The 14,323-nt window shown below is 71.0% G+C and carries 16 protein-coding genes and 1 riboswitch; of the genes, 8 read left to right on the plus strand and 8 right to left on the minus strand.

Annotation, left to right across the window (positions count from 1 at the left end; all coding sequences use genetic code 11):
• Positions 1-6: 6 nt before the first annotated feature.
• A complete protein-coding gene (locus H4N58_RS18505) occupies positions 7-663 on the minus strand; it encodes a hypothetical protein (RefSeq protein WP_167251294.1) in 657 nt (218 codons plus the stop codon).
• Between the two features lie 61 nt (positions 664-724).
• On the opposite strand from H4N58_RS18505, the gene H4N58_RS18510 reads away from it, so the two are divergent.
• The 3 genes from H4N58_RS18510 to H4N58_RS18520 are packed head-to-tail and all read left to right on the plus strand — an operon-like array spanning position 725 to position 2,694.
• Complete coding sequence (locus H4N58_RS18510; protein ID WP_167006689.1) at positions 725-1,309, plus strand: hypothetical protein; 585 nt, start codon at positions 725-727, stop codon at positions 1,307-1,309.
• Position 1,310: 1 nt separating this feature from the next.
• Positions 1,311-1,928 (plus strand): nitroreductase family protein, encoded by a 618-nt coding sequence (locus H4N58_RS18515; protein ID WP_167006692.1) that lies wholly within the window; start codon positions 1,311-1,313, stop codon positions 1,926-1,928.
• A gap of 40 nt (positions 1,929-1,968) precedes the next feature.
• Positions 1,969-2,694 carry a GPP34 family phosphoprotein gene (locus tag H4N58_RS18520; RefSeq protein WP_167006694.1) on the plus strand — a complete coding sequence of 242 codons (726 nt, stop codon included), beginning with the start codon at positions 1,969-1,971 and terminating at the stop codon, positions 2,692-2,694.
• Positions 2,695-2,726: 32 nt separating this feature from the next.
• On the opposite strand, the gene H4N58_RS18525 is transcribed toward H4N58_RS18520, so the two are convergent.
• Positions 2,727-4,190, minus strand: coding sequence for an MFS transporter (locus tag H4N58_RS18525; RefSeq protein WP_243845135.1), 1,464 nt, complete (start codon positions 4,188-4,190; stop codon positions 2,727-2,729).
• Positions 4,191-4,238: 48 nt separating this feature from the next.
• On the opposite strand from H4N58_RS18525, the gene H4N58_RS18530 reads away from it, so the two are divergent.
• The gene (locus H4N58_RS18530; protein WP_167006696.1) at positions 4,239-4,784 is read left to right on the plus strand and encodes a DUF4916 domain-containing protein; all 546 of its coding nucleotides are present in this window, start codon (positions 4,239-4,241) and stop codon (positions 4,782-4,784) included.
• A 130-nt stretch (positions 4,785-4,914) separates the two neighbouring features.
• Here the strand turns inward: H4N58_RS18530 and H4N58_RS18535 are convergent, their stop codons facing one another.
• Entirely contained in the window at positions 4,915-5,229 is a 315-nt protein-coding gene (locus tag H4N58_RS18535) for a multidrug efflux SMR transporter (protein ID WP_167006698.1), read from the minus strand.
• A gap of 28 nt (positions 5,230-5,257) precedes the next feature.
• Positions 5,258-5,317, minus strand: a riboswitch (guanidine-III (ykkC-III) riboswitch).
• A gap of 61 nt (positions 5,318-5,378) precedes the next feature.
• Here H4N58_RS18535 and H4N58_RS18540 point away from each other — a divergent pair.
• Together H4N58_RS18540 and H4N58_RS18545 are read left to right on the plus strand one after the other, a co-directional pair.
• Positions 5,379-6,584 carry an MFS transporter gene (locus tag H4N58_RS18540; RefSeq protein ID WP_182397113.1) on the plus strand — a complete coding sequence of 402 codons (1,206 nt, stop codon included), beginning with the start codon at positions 5,379-5,381 and terminating at the stop codon, positions 6,582-6,584.
• Positions 6,585-6,708: 124 nt separating this feature from the next.
• The gene (locus H4N58_RS18545) at positions 6,709-9,090 is read left to right on the plus strand and encodes a (Fe-S)-binding protein (protein WP_167251292.1); all 2,382 of its coding nucleotides are present in this window, start codon (positions 6,709-6,711) and stop codon (positions 9,088-9,090) included.
• A 93-nt stretch (positions 9,091-9,183) separates the two neighbouring features.
• Here the strand turns inward: H4N58_RS18545 and H4N58_RS18550 are convergent, their stop codons facing one another.
• The 3 genes from H4N58_RS18550 to H4N58_RS18560 all read right to left on the minus strand — a co-directional run bounded on the left by H4N58_RS18550 (position 9,184) and on the right by H4N58_RS18560 (position 11,944).
• Positions 9,184-10,002, minus strand: coding sequence for an ABC transporter permease (locus H4N58_RS18550; RefSeq protein WP_167251290.1), 819 nt, complete (start codon positions 10,000-10,002; stop codon positions 9,184-9,186).
• A complete protein-coding gene (locus H4N58_RS18555) occupies positions 9,999-10,919 on the minus strand; it encodes an ABC transporter ATP-binding protein (RefSeq protein ID WP_167006703.1) in 921 nt (306 codons plus the stop codon). The genes H4N58_RS18550 and H4N58_RS18555 overlap by 4 nt, the downstream gene beginning before the upstream one ends.
• Before the next feature lie 119 nt (positions 10,920-11,038).
• Positions 11,039-11,944, minus strand: a complete 906-nt coding sequence (locus tag H4N58_RS18560; protein ID WP_167251288.1) for a carbohydrate kinase family protein — start codon at positions 11,942-11,944, stop codon at positions 11,039-11,041.
• 101 nt (positions 11,945-12,045) lie between these two features.
• Here H4N58_RS18560 and H4N58_RS18565 point away from each other — a divergent pair, with 101 nt between their 5' ends.
• Together H4N58_RS18565 and H4N58_RS18570 are read left to right on the plus strand one after the other, a co-directional pair.
• A complete protein-coding gene (locus tag H4N58_RS18565; RefSeq protein ID WP_167251286.1) occupies positions 12,046-12,237 on the plus strand; it encodes a hypothetical protein in 192 nt (63 codons plus the stop codon).
• Between the two features lie 137 nt (positions 12,238-12,374).
• A complete protein-coding gene (locus tag H4N58_RS18570) occupies positions 12,375-12,572 on the plus strand; it encodes a hypothetical protein (protein WP_167006712.1) in 198 nt (65 codons plus the stop codon).
• A gap of 86 nt (positions 12,573-12,658) precedes the next feature.
• On the opposite strand, the gene H4N58_RS18575 is transcribed toward H4N58_RS18570, so the two are convergent.
• Both H4N58_RS18575 and dcd read right to left on the minus strand, forming a co-directional pair.
• Positions 12,659-13,558, minus strand: coding sequence for a pseudouridine-5'-phosphate glycosidase (locus H4N58_RS18575; RefSeq protein ID WP_167006715.1), 900 nt, complete (start codon positions 13,556-13,558; stop codon positions 12,659-12,661).
• A 15-nt stretch (positions 13,559-13,573) separates the two neighbouring features.
• A complete protein-coding gene (gene dcd / locus H4N58_RS18580; RefSeq protein ID WP_167006718.1) occupies positions 13,574-14,149 on the minus strand; it encodes a dCTP deaminase in 576 nt (191 codons plus the stop codon).
• Positions 14,150-14,323 lie beyond the last annotated feature (174 nt).

Below are 14,323 nucleotides of genomic sequence, written 5' to 3' on the forward strand. Positions count from 1 at the left end.
GGGGCCTCACGGCAGGGCGGCGAGTGCGGCGCGGACGAGGGTGTCGTCGCGGTGGCGCAGAACGAGCGCGACCGCCCGCTCCCCACGGACCGCGAGGGCAGCGGCGCGGTCAGCGCCGGGCGAGCTCACCGTGGGTGCGCCGAGCGCCGCCACGAGAGCCGCCACCGCATCGGCGTCGAGAGCCACGGCGCCGGTCACGTCACCCGCCGTGACCTCGACGCTCGTACGGTCACGCTCCGCACGCGCGGCTGCCTGAGCCCGTACGGCCTCCACGAGCGCATCGCGGTCGGCCTCGCGCGACGCCCGTACGTCGAGGACCGCCGTCACGGTCGCGGCGGCGACGCCGGCGGCGGGCACGTCCGTACGCAGCTCGCCGAACGTGGCTCTGGCCTCGTGCAGCCGCGCCTGCTTGGCCGCCGCGAGCACCGTCATCGCGGCCGTGAGGAGCGGGTCGGCCCGCACACCCATCGGAGCCTCGTACGGCACCGGGGTGCCCGTAAAGGTGAACGTCCAGCGCCCGCGCGGCCACGCCGCCCCCACTGTCGCGGCGTCGACGCCCTCCGGCAGCACGCGCGCCAGGTCGTCGACGACCTCGAGGAACGTCCCGCCCTCGGCACGCCACAAAGCCCACCCCGGACCGGACTCCACCACCGACGCCTCCATGCGCGCCATCCTGCCCTGCCGGTGCAGGGACCGCCGCGGCCCGCAGGCGATACTGGACGCCATGCGCATCACGCGGGACGAGGCCGATGCCGTCGAGGAGTCCGACCTCTCGGCGCGCGACAAGGCGGAGAAGCTCATCGAGTTCGCCACGTCCGACGAGTACGAGCTCGTCGACGACGTCAACCCGCGTTCGCTGCTCGTCGCGGCCTCGGAGTACCTCGGCTACGCCGGCGCGTTCGACCGCCAGGAGGAGGTCCTCGCGATGGCCGACGCCGCCGCCGGCGTCTCCGCGATCCATCCCGACGTCGTGCGCGTGGGCGCCGCGCTGAGCCGCGGCCTCGACCCCGCGCCGTACGCCGACCGCTACCGCAAGTCCGGCCACATCACTCCGCTGTCGGCCCACTACATGGGCGACCTGTACGACGAGGCCGGCGAGCCGCTGGCGGCCGAGCGCTGGCTCAACATCGGCATCCGTGCGCTCGAGCACCTCGACCCCGACATGGTCGACACCGGCACGTGGGACCTGCTGCTGATCTCGCGGCGCAACCTTCGCGCCCGGCTCGGCAGGCCGATGGACGGGTACGACGAGGAGGCGGAGGCGGCCGACGCCCACTTCGCGATCGACAGCGACGACCTCGGGGCCTGACGTGGAGCTCCGCGAGGTCGTACGACGCCGGCGGATGGTCCGCTCGTACGACTCCCGCCCGGTGCCTCGCGAGGTCGTCGACCGGATGCTGGAGCATGCGACCCGTGCACCGAGCGCCGGCTTCAGCCAGGGCTGGGCGTTCCTCGTGCTCGACACCCCGGAGGACGTCGCGCGGTTCTGGTCGGCGACGACCCCGCCGGAGCGCGCTGCCTCGCCGTCGCGGTGGCTGCGCGGCATGCGCACGGCCCCCGTCGTGATCGTGCCGCTCGCGCACAAGGAGGCCTACCTCGACCGGTACGCCGAGGCCGACAAGGGCTGGACCGACCGCGACGAGTCGCGATGGGCTGCCCCGTACTGGTACGTCGACACCGGCATGGCCTCGCTCCTCGTCCTCCTCACCGCCGTCGACGAGGGGCTCGGCGCCTGCTTCTTCGGCATCCCGCCGGCGCGTACCGCCGAGCTCCGGGCCGTCTTCGGCGTCCCCGACGGGTACGACCCGGTGGGCGCGATCACCGTCGGGTACCGCGCGGAGGACGACGTCGAGGGCTCCCGTGCACGTGGTCGCCGCCCCCTGTCGGAGGTGGTCCACCGCGGCCGGTGGGGGCAGGACAGGACCTAAGACCCTGGTCTGTGAGCAAGATCACGAGTAGCCTCGCCGCATGCTGGTCGCCGAGGAACTCACCCTGCTCGCGCTCGATCCCGAGAGCGGGAGGATGCGCGCGAATCCATCCGCCGTCGAGCAGGCGCTCGCCGGCGCACTGCTGCTCGACCTCGCTCAGGCCGGCCCTCTGAGCCTCGACTCCGACGGCGTGATCCAGCTCGTCAGCACCGGCCCCAGCCACCCCGTCCTCGGGAGCGGCTTGTCGCGACTCACCGGCCAGATCCCGCTCAAGGTGCGCGACGCGATCCACGTCCTCGCCCCGGGCCTGTCCGAGACCGTCCTCGACACGATGGCCGTGCGGGGGCTGGTCCGCCGCGACGAGCACCGCACGCTCGTCCTCAAGATCCTGGTGCGCTGGCACATGACCGCCCCGGCGATGGCGGACGCGGCGCGCGCCGACCTCACGAGCATCCTGGCCACGTCCTCGGGCACGCCTGCGTCGGCCTCGGACCCGGTGCTCGGTCCGCGCGAGGCGGCGCTGCTCACCGTGCTCGGAGGCGCCGACCTCCTCGCGCTCGCCGAGACCTCGCGCAATCCGGCCTCGGCAGCACGGATGCGGGAGTGGTGCGCCGATGTGGCGTACGGGCGCAACTGCCTCCACAGCGTCCCCGACAACGTGCTGGCCTTCCAGCGCGCGGTGCACGCCGCTCTCGCCACGTCGGCCACCGCCTCGAGCCACGGCGCCCCGCCGGCCCCATCCGCGCCGGAGACCGCCTCCGTCTGAGTCCTCTGGCTCTCTGACCCCTGTCTCTGGCCCTAGCGTTCGGGCCGCGCTCCTCGCGACGACGCCACCGGGTACGGCCGCGGCCCGCAGACGTCGCAGCCCGCCTGCTGCTCGACCGGGATCGCGTGCGTGCTCGGGCGGTCGCGGATCATCGCGAACGCCAGCGCCGCACCTGCGATGAGCAGCCCGACGCACACGAGCATCGCCTGGTCGAACCCCTCGTCGAAGAGCACCGGGTCCGACAGCGCTCCCCCGACGATCCCGACCAGCGGCGGCAGCGCCGCGACGGCAAGCAGCTGCGCCGTCCGCGCGACCGCGTTGTTGACTCCCGACGCGGTGCCGGCGAGGTGGTCCGGAGCGGCCGCGAGCACGGCGGTGGTCAGCGGCGACACCAGGATCGTCAGCCCGACGCCGAACACGACCACCCCGGGGAGGACGTCGACGAGGTACGACGCGTCGCCCCCGATGCGCAGCATGAGCAGCAGGCCGACGGCCGCGACCAGCGGCCCGACCGTCATCGGGAGCCGCGGGCCGATCCGCGTCCCGAGACGTCCCGCCGCCGGCGAGAAGAGCAGCATGAGGACGGTCACCGGCAGCGTCGCGGCACCGGCGGCCAGCGGCGAGTAGCCCGCGACGACCTGCAGCTGCACCACGAGGAAGAAGAAGACGGCGCCCAGTGCCGCATACACGGCGAACGTCACGAGGTTGGCCCCCGCGAACACGCGGTCGGCGAACAGCCCGAGCGGCACGAGCGGGTTGGCGCTGCGGTGCTCTTGCGCGACGAAGAGCAGCAGCACCACGAGCCCTGCCACCGCGATCCACGTGGTCGAGTCGATGAGCCCGTACGTGAGCGCCGCCAGACCGCCCGCGGTGAGCACCACGCCGAGGACGTCGAAGCGCGCGGGCGCGTCGGGGTCTCGGCTCTCCGGCACGTGACGCCCGCAGATCCACACGATCGCGACCGCGAACGGGAGGTTGAGGAGGAACACCGCGCGCCAGCTCACCGCCTCGACGAGCCATCCGCCCAGCAGCGGGCCGAGCGCGGTCGCCACTCCGCCGAGCCCGGACCAGGCGCCGATCGCCGCGCCGCGGTCTTCGGGGTCGAACGACGCCGAGATGAGGGCGAGGCTGCCGGGCGTGAGCAGCGCGCCGCCGACTCCTTGGAGGAGGCGCGCCGCGATCAGCATCTCGACGTTCGGCGCGATCCCGCACAGCAGCGACGCCAGCGCGAACCAGATCACCCCGATCACGAAGACGCGGCGCCTCCCCCACCGGTCGCCGAGCGCGCCACCGAGCAGGATCAGTGAGGCGAGCGCGAGGGTGTAGCCGTTGACCACCCACTGCAGACCACCGACGTCGGCGTCCAGGTCCTCGCCGATCGTCGGCAGCGCGACGTTGACGACTGTCCCGTCGAGCATCGCCATGCTCGATCCGAGCACGGTCGCGAGCAGCAGCCAACGCCCCGGCGCGGTGCGAAGACGAACGACGGCATCCACCTCGTCACCGTACGCACGCTTGTGGCCCCATGGGTAAGGATGGAGCCCATGACGGTACGCACGCCCGATCCCAATCCCGGTTGGCTCTCCGAGGACGACCTCGACGAGGCGCGCAAGCGCGTCCCGATGCTGTACGTCGAGGCGGTCCCGGTCCGCATGGACCCCGACGGTCTCGTCGCCGAGATCGGACTGCTGCTGCGCGGCGCCCAGCACACCGGCACGATCGCGCGCTCGTTCGTCAGCGGCCGCGTGATGCACGGCGAGCGGGTCCGCGACGCGCTCATGCGCCACCTCGAGAAGGACCTCGGTCCCACCGCGTTCCCGGTGCTGCCGGTGAGCACGGTCCCGTTCGCGGTCACCGAGTACTTCCCCTACCCGGGCGCCTCGCAGTTCTCCGACCCGCGTCAGCACGCGGTCGCGCTGGCGTATGTCGTGCCGGTCTCAGGCGAGTGCCACCCGCGTCAGGACGCGCTGGAGATCACCTGGTTCACCCCCGCGGAGGCCGCGACCGACGCCGTTGCCGCCGAGATGGAGGGCGGACGCGGCGCGCTCCTGCGCCAGGCGCTCGGCTACCTGGGGCTGCTGGGCGGCTGACCGCCGGTCGAGCCTGGCTCCCCGCCGGTCGAGCCTGTCGAGACCCGCCCACGCCCCCGCCGGTCGAGACCCACTCCCGCCGGTCGAGCCTGTCGAGACCCGCCCGCCGCCGGTCGAGCCTGTCGAGACCTCAGTGCACGACCTTCAGGCCGACGACCCCTCCGATGATCATCGCGAGGAAGAGGACGCGCAGCGCGGAGACGGGCTCGGCGCCCGTCACCATCGCGTACGCCACGGTGAGGGAGGCGCCGATGCCCACCCACACGGCGTACGCGGTCCCGGTCGGGAGGCTGCGCATCGCGTAGGCGAGACCGACCATGCTGAGCACGACGGTGATGCCGAAGACGACGGTGGGGACGACTCGGGTGAGGCCGTCGGAGCGTCCGAGCGCGGTGGCCCAGACGGCTTCGAGGATGCCGGAGATGATGAGGACGAGCCATGACATGGCGAGCTCCTTGATCGCGGACGAGTCGGTCGCGACGTCTTCGCTTCACCGGGTACGTCACCCTCGTCCGGGGCCTCACGGCCGCCCCCACTCTACGCGAGCAGCACACGCCGTACGATTTCCATATCGTGAGATCGGAGTCTCAACATATGGATGCGCCTGCAGCCGCGCCGTCCCGGATCACGGCACGCCACTGGCTGATGCTCGGCGTCGCCACCTTCGCCCAGGCGGCGGGCGCCTGCTTCGCTCACGGCGTCGCGTTCCTCATCCCCGCACTCCAGGACCGCGAACACTCGCTCACCACCGCCGGGGCCGTCGCCGCGATGCCGCTTGTCGGGACGATGCTCACGCTGGTCGCGTGGGGCGCGATCGCCGACCGGTACGGGGAGCGCGTCGTCCTCGTCGGCGGCACCCTCGGCACCGCGGCGGCAGGTGCGGTCGCGGTCGTCGTCGCCGATCGCCTCGTCCCGCTGTGCCTGGCGCTCCTCGTCGCCGGGATGCTCGCGGCGAGCACCTCGGCGGCATCGGGTCGCGTGGTCGCGGGGTGGTTCCCCGCGCACCGCCGTGGCCTCGCAATGGGGATCCGTCAGATGGCGCAGCCGCTCGGTGTCGGGCTCGCTGCCGCGACAATGGCTCCGCTCGCGGCCGGCGCCGGGCTCGGCGCTGCCTTGTGGGTCCCCGTCGCCGCCGCCGCGATCGCGGGCGTCGCGTGCGCCACGGCCGTCACCGACCCGCCCCGTCCGAGCCGTGCGACCGCCCAGGCGTCCGGCCACCTCAGCCACCCGTACACGAGCCCGTATCTCCCCCGCATCCACCTCGCCTCGATGCTGCTGGTCGTCCCCCAGTTCACGGTCTGGACGTTCGCGCTCGTCTGGCTCGTCGGCGACCTCGGCTGGTCACCGGGCGCGGCGGGCGGCCTGGTCGCCGCGACCCAGCTCCTCGGCGCACTGGGCCGGATCGGCGCCGGACAGGTCTCCGACCTCGTCGCCAGCCGCCTGCGTCCGATGCGCTGGGTCGCGGTCGCGGCTGCCGTCACGATGGCAGGGCTGGCGGTGACCGACCGGCTCGGCTGGGATGCCGTCGCCGTCGCGCTGCTGGTCGTCGCGACGGTGGTGACGGTCGCCGACAACGGGCTCGCGTTCACGGCCATCGCCGAGCGGGCCGGCCCGTACTGGTCGGGTCGTGCGCTCGGCGTCCAGAACACCGGCCAGTACCTCGCGGCGGCCGCCGTACCTCCGGTCCTCGGAGCCGTGGCGACAGCGGCCGGGTTCCCCGTGATGTTCGCCCTGGTCGCACTGTTCCCGGTCGTCGCGGCACCGCTCGTACCGGCCAAAGAGGAGCGCCCGCTCACGTGACCCTCCCCGCCAGGGAGACACAAGATGTTACCGACGGGTAGTGTTTGGATAGCCTCACCCGTAGGAGCGCCATCACCTCGGGCTAAAGTTCGCTTGACTGGAGATCTCTCGGCAGGAGAAGAGCATGCAGGTCGTCGCGATCATCGTGTCGCTGGCCATCACCGCCGTCGCCGTCGCGCTCGCCGCCAAGGCGGTCACGCAGATGGTGCGCGTCGTACGGATGGGTGGGCCCACGCCTGGCACGCGCACCGACGACAAGGGCGCGCGCTGGAAGAACATGTTGGTCGAGACCATCGGCCACACCCGGATGCTCCAGTGGCACTGGATCGGCATCATGCACTGGTTCGTGTTCGCGGGCTTCATCCTGCTGAGCTCGATGGTCGCCGCGGCCTACTTCCAGGTCTTCGACGCCCACGCCGTGCTTCCGATCATCGGGCACTGGGTCGTCTACCAGTGGGTCGCCGACCTGTTCTCCTGGCTGACGCTGATCGGCATCCTCTATCTGATCTTCGTCCGGCAGCGCAACAAGCCCAACGCGCTCGGACGCAAGTCGCGCTTCTTCGGCTCGACGTTCTGGCAGGCGTACTTCGTCGAGGCCGTGATCCTTGCCGTGGTGGTCTGCGGCTTCCTGCTGCGCGGCCTCGAGTACGCGCTGTTCTCGCACGACGCCCCCTCCGACGCGACGTTCGTGCAATTCCCCGGCACGTTCTGGCTCGGCGAGATCTTCTCCGGCATGTCGGCCAGCGCCCTCGAGACGACCATCTACGCCGTCGCGATGGTCAAGATCGTCATCTCGATGACCTGGCTCATCACGATCTCGCTCAACATCACGATGGGCGTCGCCTGGCACCGTTTCACCGCGTGGTTCAACATCTGGTTCAAGCGCGAGTCCTCGGGCCGTACGGCACTGGGCGCGCTGCAGCCGATCTACATCAAGGGCGAGCCGCTCGACCTCGAGAAGATGGAGGACCTCGAGGAGGAGGACTTCAACAAGCTCGGCGTCGGCGCGGTCGAGGACTTCTCCTGGAAGGGCATCCTCGACTTCACGACGTGCACCGAGTGTGGCCGCTGCCAGAGCCAGTGCCCCGCCTGGAACACCGACAAGCCGCTGTCGCCCAAGCTGCTCATGATGGGCCTGCGCGAGCACGCGTACGCGAAGTCCCCGTACGTCCTCGCCGGCGAGGACGGCCGCGAGGGTCTGCCCGAAGAGGTCGTCAAGGAGGGCGAGCGCCCACTGATCGGCGACGAGTCGATGTACGGCGTGATCGACCCCGACGTCCTGTGGTCGTGCACCAACTGCGGCGCGTGCGTCCAGCAGTGCCCGGTCGACATCGAGCACGTCGACCACATCGTCGACATGCGCCGCTACCAGGTGCTCGTCGAGTCCAACTTCCCCACCGAGCTCAACAACATCTTCAAGGGCCTCGAGCGCAAGGGGAACCCTTGGGGCATGTCGCCCAAGAACCGCATGGACTGGGCGAAGGACCTCGACTTCGAGGTCAAGCAGGTCGGTGTCGACGTCGAGGACCTCGACGAGGTCGACTGGCTGTTCTGGGTCGGCTGCGCCGGCGCGTACGAGGACCGCGCCAAGAAGACGACGCAAGCGGTCGCCGAGCTGCTCGACACCGCGGGCGTGACCTTCGCGGTGCTCGGCGACGGCGAGACCTGCACCGGTGACCCGGCGCGCCGGGCGGGCAACGAGATCGTCTTCGCCCAGCTCGCCATGCAGAACGCCGAGGTCTTCAAGGAGACCAAGGTCAAGAAGGTCGTCTCGACCTGTGCGCACTGCTTCAACACGCTCAAGAACGAGTACGCCGAGTTCGGCGTCGAGCTCGAGGTCGTCCACCACACGCAGCTGCTCAACCGCCTCGTGCGCGAGGGCAGGCTGACTCCGGTGGCGCCGACCGCGGGCGCCGTGGGCGGCAAGACGATCACCTACCACGACCCGTGCTTCCTCGGCCGCCACAACCAGGTGTACGAGGCGCCGCGCGAGCTGCTCAGCGTCATCCCGAACGCCGAGTTCAAGGAGATGCCGCGCAACTCCGAGCGCTCGTTCTGCTGCGGTGCCGGCGGCGCCCGGATGTGGATGGAGGAGACGCTCGGCGAGCGCATCAACCTCAACCGCACCCAGGAGGCCATCGACACTGGGGCCGACCAGATCGCGGTCGGTTGCCCATTCTGCCGGGTGATGCTCGCCGACGGCCTGACGGCCAAGCAGGCCGACGGTGACGCCCGCGAGGAGGTCGAGGTCCTCGACGTCGCGCAACTGTTGCTCGCCGGCGTCAAGCGCGGCTCGGATGCCGCAGCGGCGACCGAGCCAGGCCCGGACGCGACTGCCGCCGATGCCGGGATGGCCGCGACCGCGACCGCGGTGCTGGAGCGCCCCGAGGGGCGGGGTGAGGAGCTCGACGCGCCCCAGGCCGGCACGGCTGCCGAGAACGCGGCGATCGCCGAGGAGTCCAACGTCCACGTCGACGACGAGGGCCACGGTCACCCGAAGGCCTGATCTCCTTCACGGCCCGCGCAACGCGTGCACGAACGATGAGGGGTTCCGCCCATCTGCTGGGCGGAACCCCTCATCTTTGTCACCGGGCCAGGCTCAGGCGTCGCGTCGGCGCAGCGAGACCGCGGCCAGCGTCATCAGCACCGCGATCTGACCGGCGAAGATCGCGAAGCTCGGCCACGGGTCCAGCAGGTTCGGGTTGAACGACACCGGCGTCGCGATCACCGCTCCGGCGTTGCCCGGCATGACACGCTCGAGGAACAGGCCGAAGTCGCCAGGGATCAGCGCGACCATGTTGCTCACCACGAAACAGACGGCGATGGTGATCGTGATCGCCGCCGCCGTGTGCCGCAGCAGCGTCCCGACGGCGACCGCAAGCAGGCCGAGGCCGGCCATGTAGAGACCGCTGCCGTACATCGACCGCAGCACGTCACCCTCGAGCGCCATGCCGATGCCCTCACGGTCGAGGAAGTAGTTGCCCCCGAAGTAGCCGATCAGAGCCGTCGCCGTGCCCACCACGAACAGAAGACCCGCGACCAGCAGCGACTTCGCGGCCAGGACGCGCCCCCGTCGCGGGACCGCGGCGAACGTCGCCCGGATCATCCCCGTGCCGTACTCGCTCGTCACCGCGAGCACCCCGAGCACGATGGCCGTGATCTGCGCGATCATCATGCCCCAGGTGATGAAGGCACCGGGCGACTCGTCGGCGTCCGCGCTGGCGAGCCAGTCGGCGTTGCCCCAGCACATCACGATCGTGAGTCCTGCGCCGAGACCGACCAGCGCGGCGATCGTCCACCACGTCGAGCGGACCGAGCGCAGCTTGATCCACTCGGCGTTCAGCACCTGGGGGAAGCCCTGACGGGCCACTGTGTCCTCCGTGGCCACCGCCACGGCCGTGGTCGCTGCCGTGCTCATGCCGCCACCTCCTCGCGGGTCTTCGACGCGTACTCGACGTGAGAGGCGGTGAGGGTCATGAACGCGTCCTCCAGCGAGGACCGGACCAGTGCCAGCTCGTGCAGGGCCAGCCCCTGCGCGTGGACGAGGTCGCCGATCGCTGCGGCGTCGATCCCCTGGACGTGGAGCGCGTCGTCGACCGCGGCGACGTCGGCTCCCGCACGCTCGAGCAGCGCACCGACCTCGGCACGTGCGGGCGACTTGACCCGCACGTACGAGGTGGCGTGCCTCGCGATGAAGTCCTCCGTCGAGCAGTCGGCGAGGATCTGGCCCCGCCCGATGACCAGGAGGTGGTCCGCGGTGAGCGCCATCTCCGCCATGAGGTGGCTCGAGATGAACACGGTCCTTCCCTCGTCGGCCAGGCGGCGCGCGAGCGAGCGCACCCAACGGATGCCCTCCGGGTCCAGGCCGTTGACAGGCTCGTCGAGCACGACGACCGGGGGATCCCCGATGAGGGCGGCGGCGATGCCGAGCCGCTGGCCCATGCCGAGCGAGTAACGACCGGCACGCTGGCCGGCGACGTTCTCGAGCCCGACGAGCTCGAGCACCTCACCGACGCGGGCGGCGGGGATGCCGTTGCTCGCCGCGAGCCAGCGCAGGTGGTCGCGGGCCGAGCGTCCCGGATGGAACCCCTGGGCCTCGACGAGCGCACCGATCGAGCGCAGCGGCGCGCGCGACGTCAGGTGTCGGTGGCCGTTAACCGTCACCGAGCCCGCCGTCGGGGCATCGAGGCCGAGGATCATCCGCATGGTGGTCGACTTGCCAGCGCCGTTGGGCCCGAGGAATCCGGTGACCTTGCCGGGCTTGACCGTGAAGTCGATCGCATCGACAGCGGTCTTGTCTCCGAACGTCTTGGTGAGTGCCTGGGCGCGGATCATACGATCGCCGCCCGGATGCCTGAGGTATCCATGAGACCACCGTGCCCGGGCCTGATCGCCCCCGACATCAGGGAATGACCCCGGTACGGCCCTGACCCGACCCCGAACCGATCCCCGCCCTAGAGCGCGGACCTGACCTCGCCGAGGACAGGGCGCGCGCCCGTACGGGACACCGCGATCGCGGCCGCCTCGGCACCCCGACGCAGCGCCTGCTGCGGTTCGAGGCCGTCCGCACTCGCGGCGATGAACCCCGCGGCGAACGCGTCGCCGGCACCGGTGAGGTCTTCGACCTCGGCGACCTCGGCACGCTGCCGTACGAGGAAGCCGTCGGGCGTCATCTGCACCGATCCCGACGCACCGAGCGTCGCGACGACCGTCGGATACCAACGGGACAGCTCCAGCACCGCACGGTCGGGCTCGTCCTCCCCGGTCATGCACCGCAGCTCGTCGAGGTTGGGCAGCACGACGTCGACGCCTGACGTCCACCGCGCGAACTCCTCCACCCCCGCCTCGCGCAGGAACGCGACCGAGCCCGGGTCCAGAGACACCGTCACCCCGCGGTCCCGAGCACGGGCGACCAGCTCCTGCGCGACCGGACGGGTCACCGGGTCGAAGAACGTGTAGCCGGTCAGGTGGAGCCAGCGCACGTCCTTCCACGCCGACAGCGGCACGTCCTTGGTCGTGAGGGCGCTGTTGGCGCCGCGGTCGACGTACATGGTCCGCTCACCGACCGCGTCGAGCGTGATCACGATCGTCGCGGTGTCTTGCTCCCCGTCCGCGGCGATGCGCGCCTGGACGTCGAAGCGCGCCAGCGCCTCGGTGTGCCGCTCCGCGCCGTCATGGCCCGCCCTGCCGACGAACATGACGTCGGCGCCCTGCCAGCCGAGCCAGGCCGAGACGTTGGCCGCGGATCCACCGTCGCGGCGGCGGATCACGGCAGGAGTGTCGCTCGCCGGGGTGACGGCGGTGAGCGGACGGACGATGAGGTCGTCGACCACGTCACCGACCACGAGGATGCGCGCCATGCACGGAACGGTACCGCCGAATAATCGGATGCGGAGGAGGCGGCCCTCCCCCTAGGCTCTGTGCAGTCGCACAAGAACGAGTGCCGAAAGGGGGGCTAGAGATGGACGACTACACCCACGAGATCCTTGCGCGTCAGCGCGAGGCCCGGCTGCGCCGACTGCACGGACGCAGGGGAGCCGACACCATCGACCACGCCTCCTGGCGCGGACGCGCGGCCGACGCTCTGCGCCGGTTCGCCGACACGGTGGACGTCGATCCCCGAGGGACGACGACCCCGGCTCGTCCGATGTGACTCCTGGCCCGCCAGCCGCATCGCGCACCGCTCCACCCAGCGGTGACCCACGACCTCTTTGAGGTCTGCCTCACTTCCGTCCGCCGCACGCGTCTGCGCGCGGACACACGCACGACCCGATGACGAGGGCACTCGCTATGACCGAACACACCCATCTCCTCCTCGAGCGCATGCGCGAGGACGAGTTCTACCGCACGCTCGAGCAGCGGCAACGGCGTCACTCCGAGCCGCGCCACGCCTGGCGCGTCCGGCTTGCCACAACGCTGCGCCACACGGCAGACCTGCTCGACGACAACCGCCGTACGCCCACCCGGGACCTCACCGCCACCCGGTGAACCCGTGACCGTACGGCTCGCACCATCGAGACCGGTGACACCTGCAGGGGAGGTGTCACCGGTCTCGTGCGTACGGGGCGGTGACGCTAGCGAGCGCTCCAGGCCCGCGCGATCTCGGCGCCCACCGCGATGTTGTTGGCCGCGATGTCGAGGTTGACCTCGAGGCTCGAGCCGCTGGTGAGCTCGACGATGCGTGCGAGGAGGTACGGGCTGACGTCCTTGCCGGTGATCGCGTCCCGCTCGGCCTCGGCGAGCGCCTGGGCCAACGCGTCGTGGTGCACCTGTGGATCGAGCTGCTTGTCGTACGGCAGCGGGTTGGCGACGAGGACGGCGCTGCTGCGGCCGAGGGCGTCGTTGGCCGCCATCACCGCGGCCACACCCCCCGCGTCGGGGACGGCCCAGTCGAGGGTCTCCCCGGACTCCGTCAGCCAGAAGCTCGGGAACTGGTCCGTCCCGTAGCCGACGACGGTCACGCTGAGCGTCTCGAGCCGCTCGAGCGTCGCGGGGATGTCGAGGATCGACTTCACTCCCGCCGAGACGACGGTGATCGGGGTGTGCGCGAGCACGGTGAGGTCGGCCGACTCGTCGAACGTCGTGCTGGCCCCGCGGTGCACTCCCCCGAGGCCGCCGGTGGAGAAGACCCGGATGCCCGCCTGCGCAGCCAGGTAGGCCGTGGCCGCCACCGTGGTCGCGCCGGACGCGCCGGTCGCTATCGCCACGGGGAGATCCCGGACGCTGACCTTCACCACGGACTCGTCGAGCGCGATCTTCTCCAGCGCCTTCTCGTCCAGCCCCACACGCGGTTCGCCATCGACGACCGCGATCGTGGCGGGGACGACGTCGCGGTCGCGGAGGATCTGCTCGAAGTCACGAGCGGCCTGGAGGTTTCGGGGGCGCGGGAGTCCGTGCGAGATGATCGTGGACTCGAGCGCGACGACGGGTCGACCGGCAGCGATGGCGTCGGCGACCTCAGGAAGGATCTGCATCCTCCCAGTCTGACCTCAGATCTGCGTGCGGTGAAAATTCGCGTACGAGCGCGACGGGGTCGGACCGCGCTGGCCCTGGTAGCGCGAGCCGTACTTCTCCGATCCGTACGGGTGCTCGGCCGGCGACGAGAGCCGGAAGAAGCAGAGCTGGCCGATCTTCATGCCCGGGTAGAGCTTGATCGGGAGCGTCGCGACGTTCGCGAGCTCGAGGGTCACGTGGCCGTTGAACCCAGGATCGACGAACCCGGCGGTCGCATGCGTGAGCAGGCCGAGGCGTCCGAGAGACGACTTGCCCTCGACCCGCGCCGCCACGTCGACCGGCAGCGCGACGCGCTCGTAGGTCGACCCGAGGACGAACTCGCCGGGATGCAGGATGAACGGCGCCCCGTCGGCTGCGGTGACCTCCTTGGTGAGGTCAGACTGGTCCTCGGCGGGGTCGATGTGCGGGTAACGGTGGTTCTCGAAGACGCGGAAGAACTTGTCGAGACGGACGTCGATGCTCGACGGCTGCATCATCGCGTCGTCGTAGGGATCGAGCTCGATCCGTCCGTTGTCGAGCTCGGTACGGATGTCGCGGTCGGAGAGCAGCACAGACCGACCGTAGCGCAGGGCCCGAAGCGACCCGCGCTGCAAGGCCGCCCGACGTGATCCCGACCCTTTCGTACGGTCGTGGACATCTCGGACAAACTGTGCCATTCGACTCATCGCCACGGTCTGAAATGGCCGATGACCGGGGGCAAGCGGTGCGGCTTTCGGACCCTCCTG

This window comes from Mumia sp. ZJ1417, from assembly GCF_014127285.1.
In the GTDB taxonomy this organism is placed as follows: domain Bacteria; phylum Actinomycetota; class Actinomycetes; order Propionibacteriales; family Nocardioidaceae; genus Mumia.

Excerpts from the sequence above, each read along its gene's own strand:
- H4N58_RS18575 (WP_167006715.1), bottom strand. The coding sequence starts at position 13,558 with ATGCAGATCCTTCCTGAGGTCGCCGACGCCATCGCTGCCGGTCGACCC.
- H4N58_RS18565 (WP_167251286.1), top strand. The coding sequence starts at position 12,046 with ATGGACGACTACACCCACGAGATCCTTGCGCGTCAGCGCGAGGCCCGG.
- H4N58_RS18550 (WP_167251290.1), bottom strand. The coding sequence starts at position 10,002 with ATGAGCACGGCAGCGACCACGGCCGTGGCGGTGGCCACGGAGGACACA.
- H4N58_RS18510 (WP_167006689.1), top strand. The coding sequence starts at position 725 with ATGCGCATCACGCGGGACGAGGCCGATGCCGTCGAGGAGTCCGACCTC.
- H4N58_RS18545 (WP_167251292.1), top strand. The coding sequence starts at position 6,709 with ATGCAGGTCGTCGCGATCATCGTGTCGCTGGCCATCACCGCCGTCGCC.
- H4N58_RS18530 (WP_167006696.1), top strand. The coding sequence starts at position 4,239 with ATGACGGTACGCACGCCCGATCCCAATCCCGGTTGGCTCTCCGAGGAC.
- H4N58_RS18570 (WP_167006712.1), top strand. The coding sequence starts at position 12,375 with ATGACCGAACACACCCATCTCCTCCTCGAGCGCATGCGCGAGGACGAG.
- H4N58_RS18535 (WP_167006698.1), bottom strand. The coding sequence starts at position 5,229 with ATGTCATGGCTCGTCCTCATCATCTCCGGCATCCTCGAAGCCGTCTGG.
- H4N58_RS18560 (WP_167251288.1), bottom strand. The coding sequence starts at position 11,944 with ATGGCGCGCATCCTCGTGGTCGGTGACGTGGTCGACGACCTCATCGTC.
- H4N58_RS18555 (WP_167006703.1), bottom strand. The coding sequence starts at position 10,919 with ATGATCCGCGCCCAGGCACTCACCAAGACGTTCGGAGACAAGACCGCT.
- H4N58_RS18540 (WP_182397113.1), top strand. The coding sequence starts at position 5,379 with ATGGATGCGCCTGCAGCCGCGCCGTCCCGGATCACGGCACGCCACTGG.
- H4N58_RS18505 (WP_167251294.1), bottom strand. The coding sequence starts at position 663 with ATGGAGGCGTCGGTGGTGGAGTCCGGTCCGGGGTGGGCTTTGTGGCGT.
- H4N58_RS18520 (WP_167006694.1), top strand. The coding sequence starts at position 1,969 with ATGCTGGTCGCCGAGGAACTCACCCTGCTCGCGCTCGATCCCGAGAGC.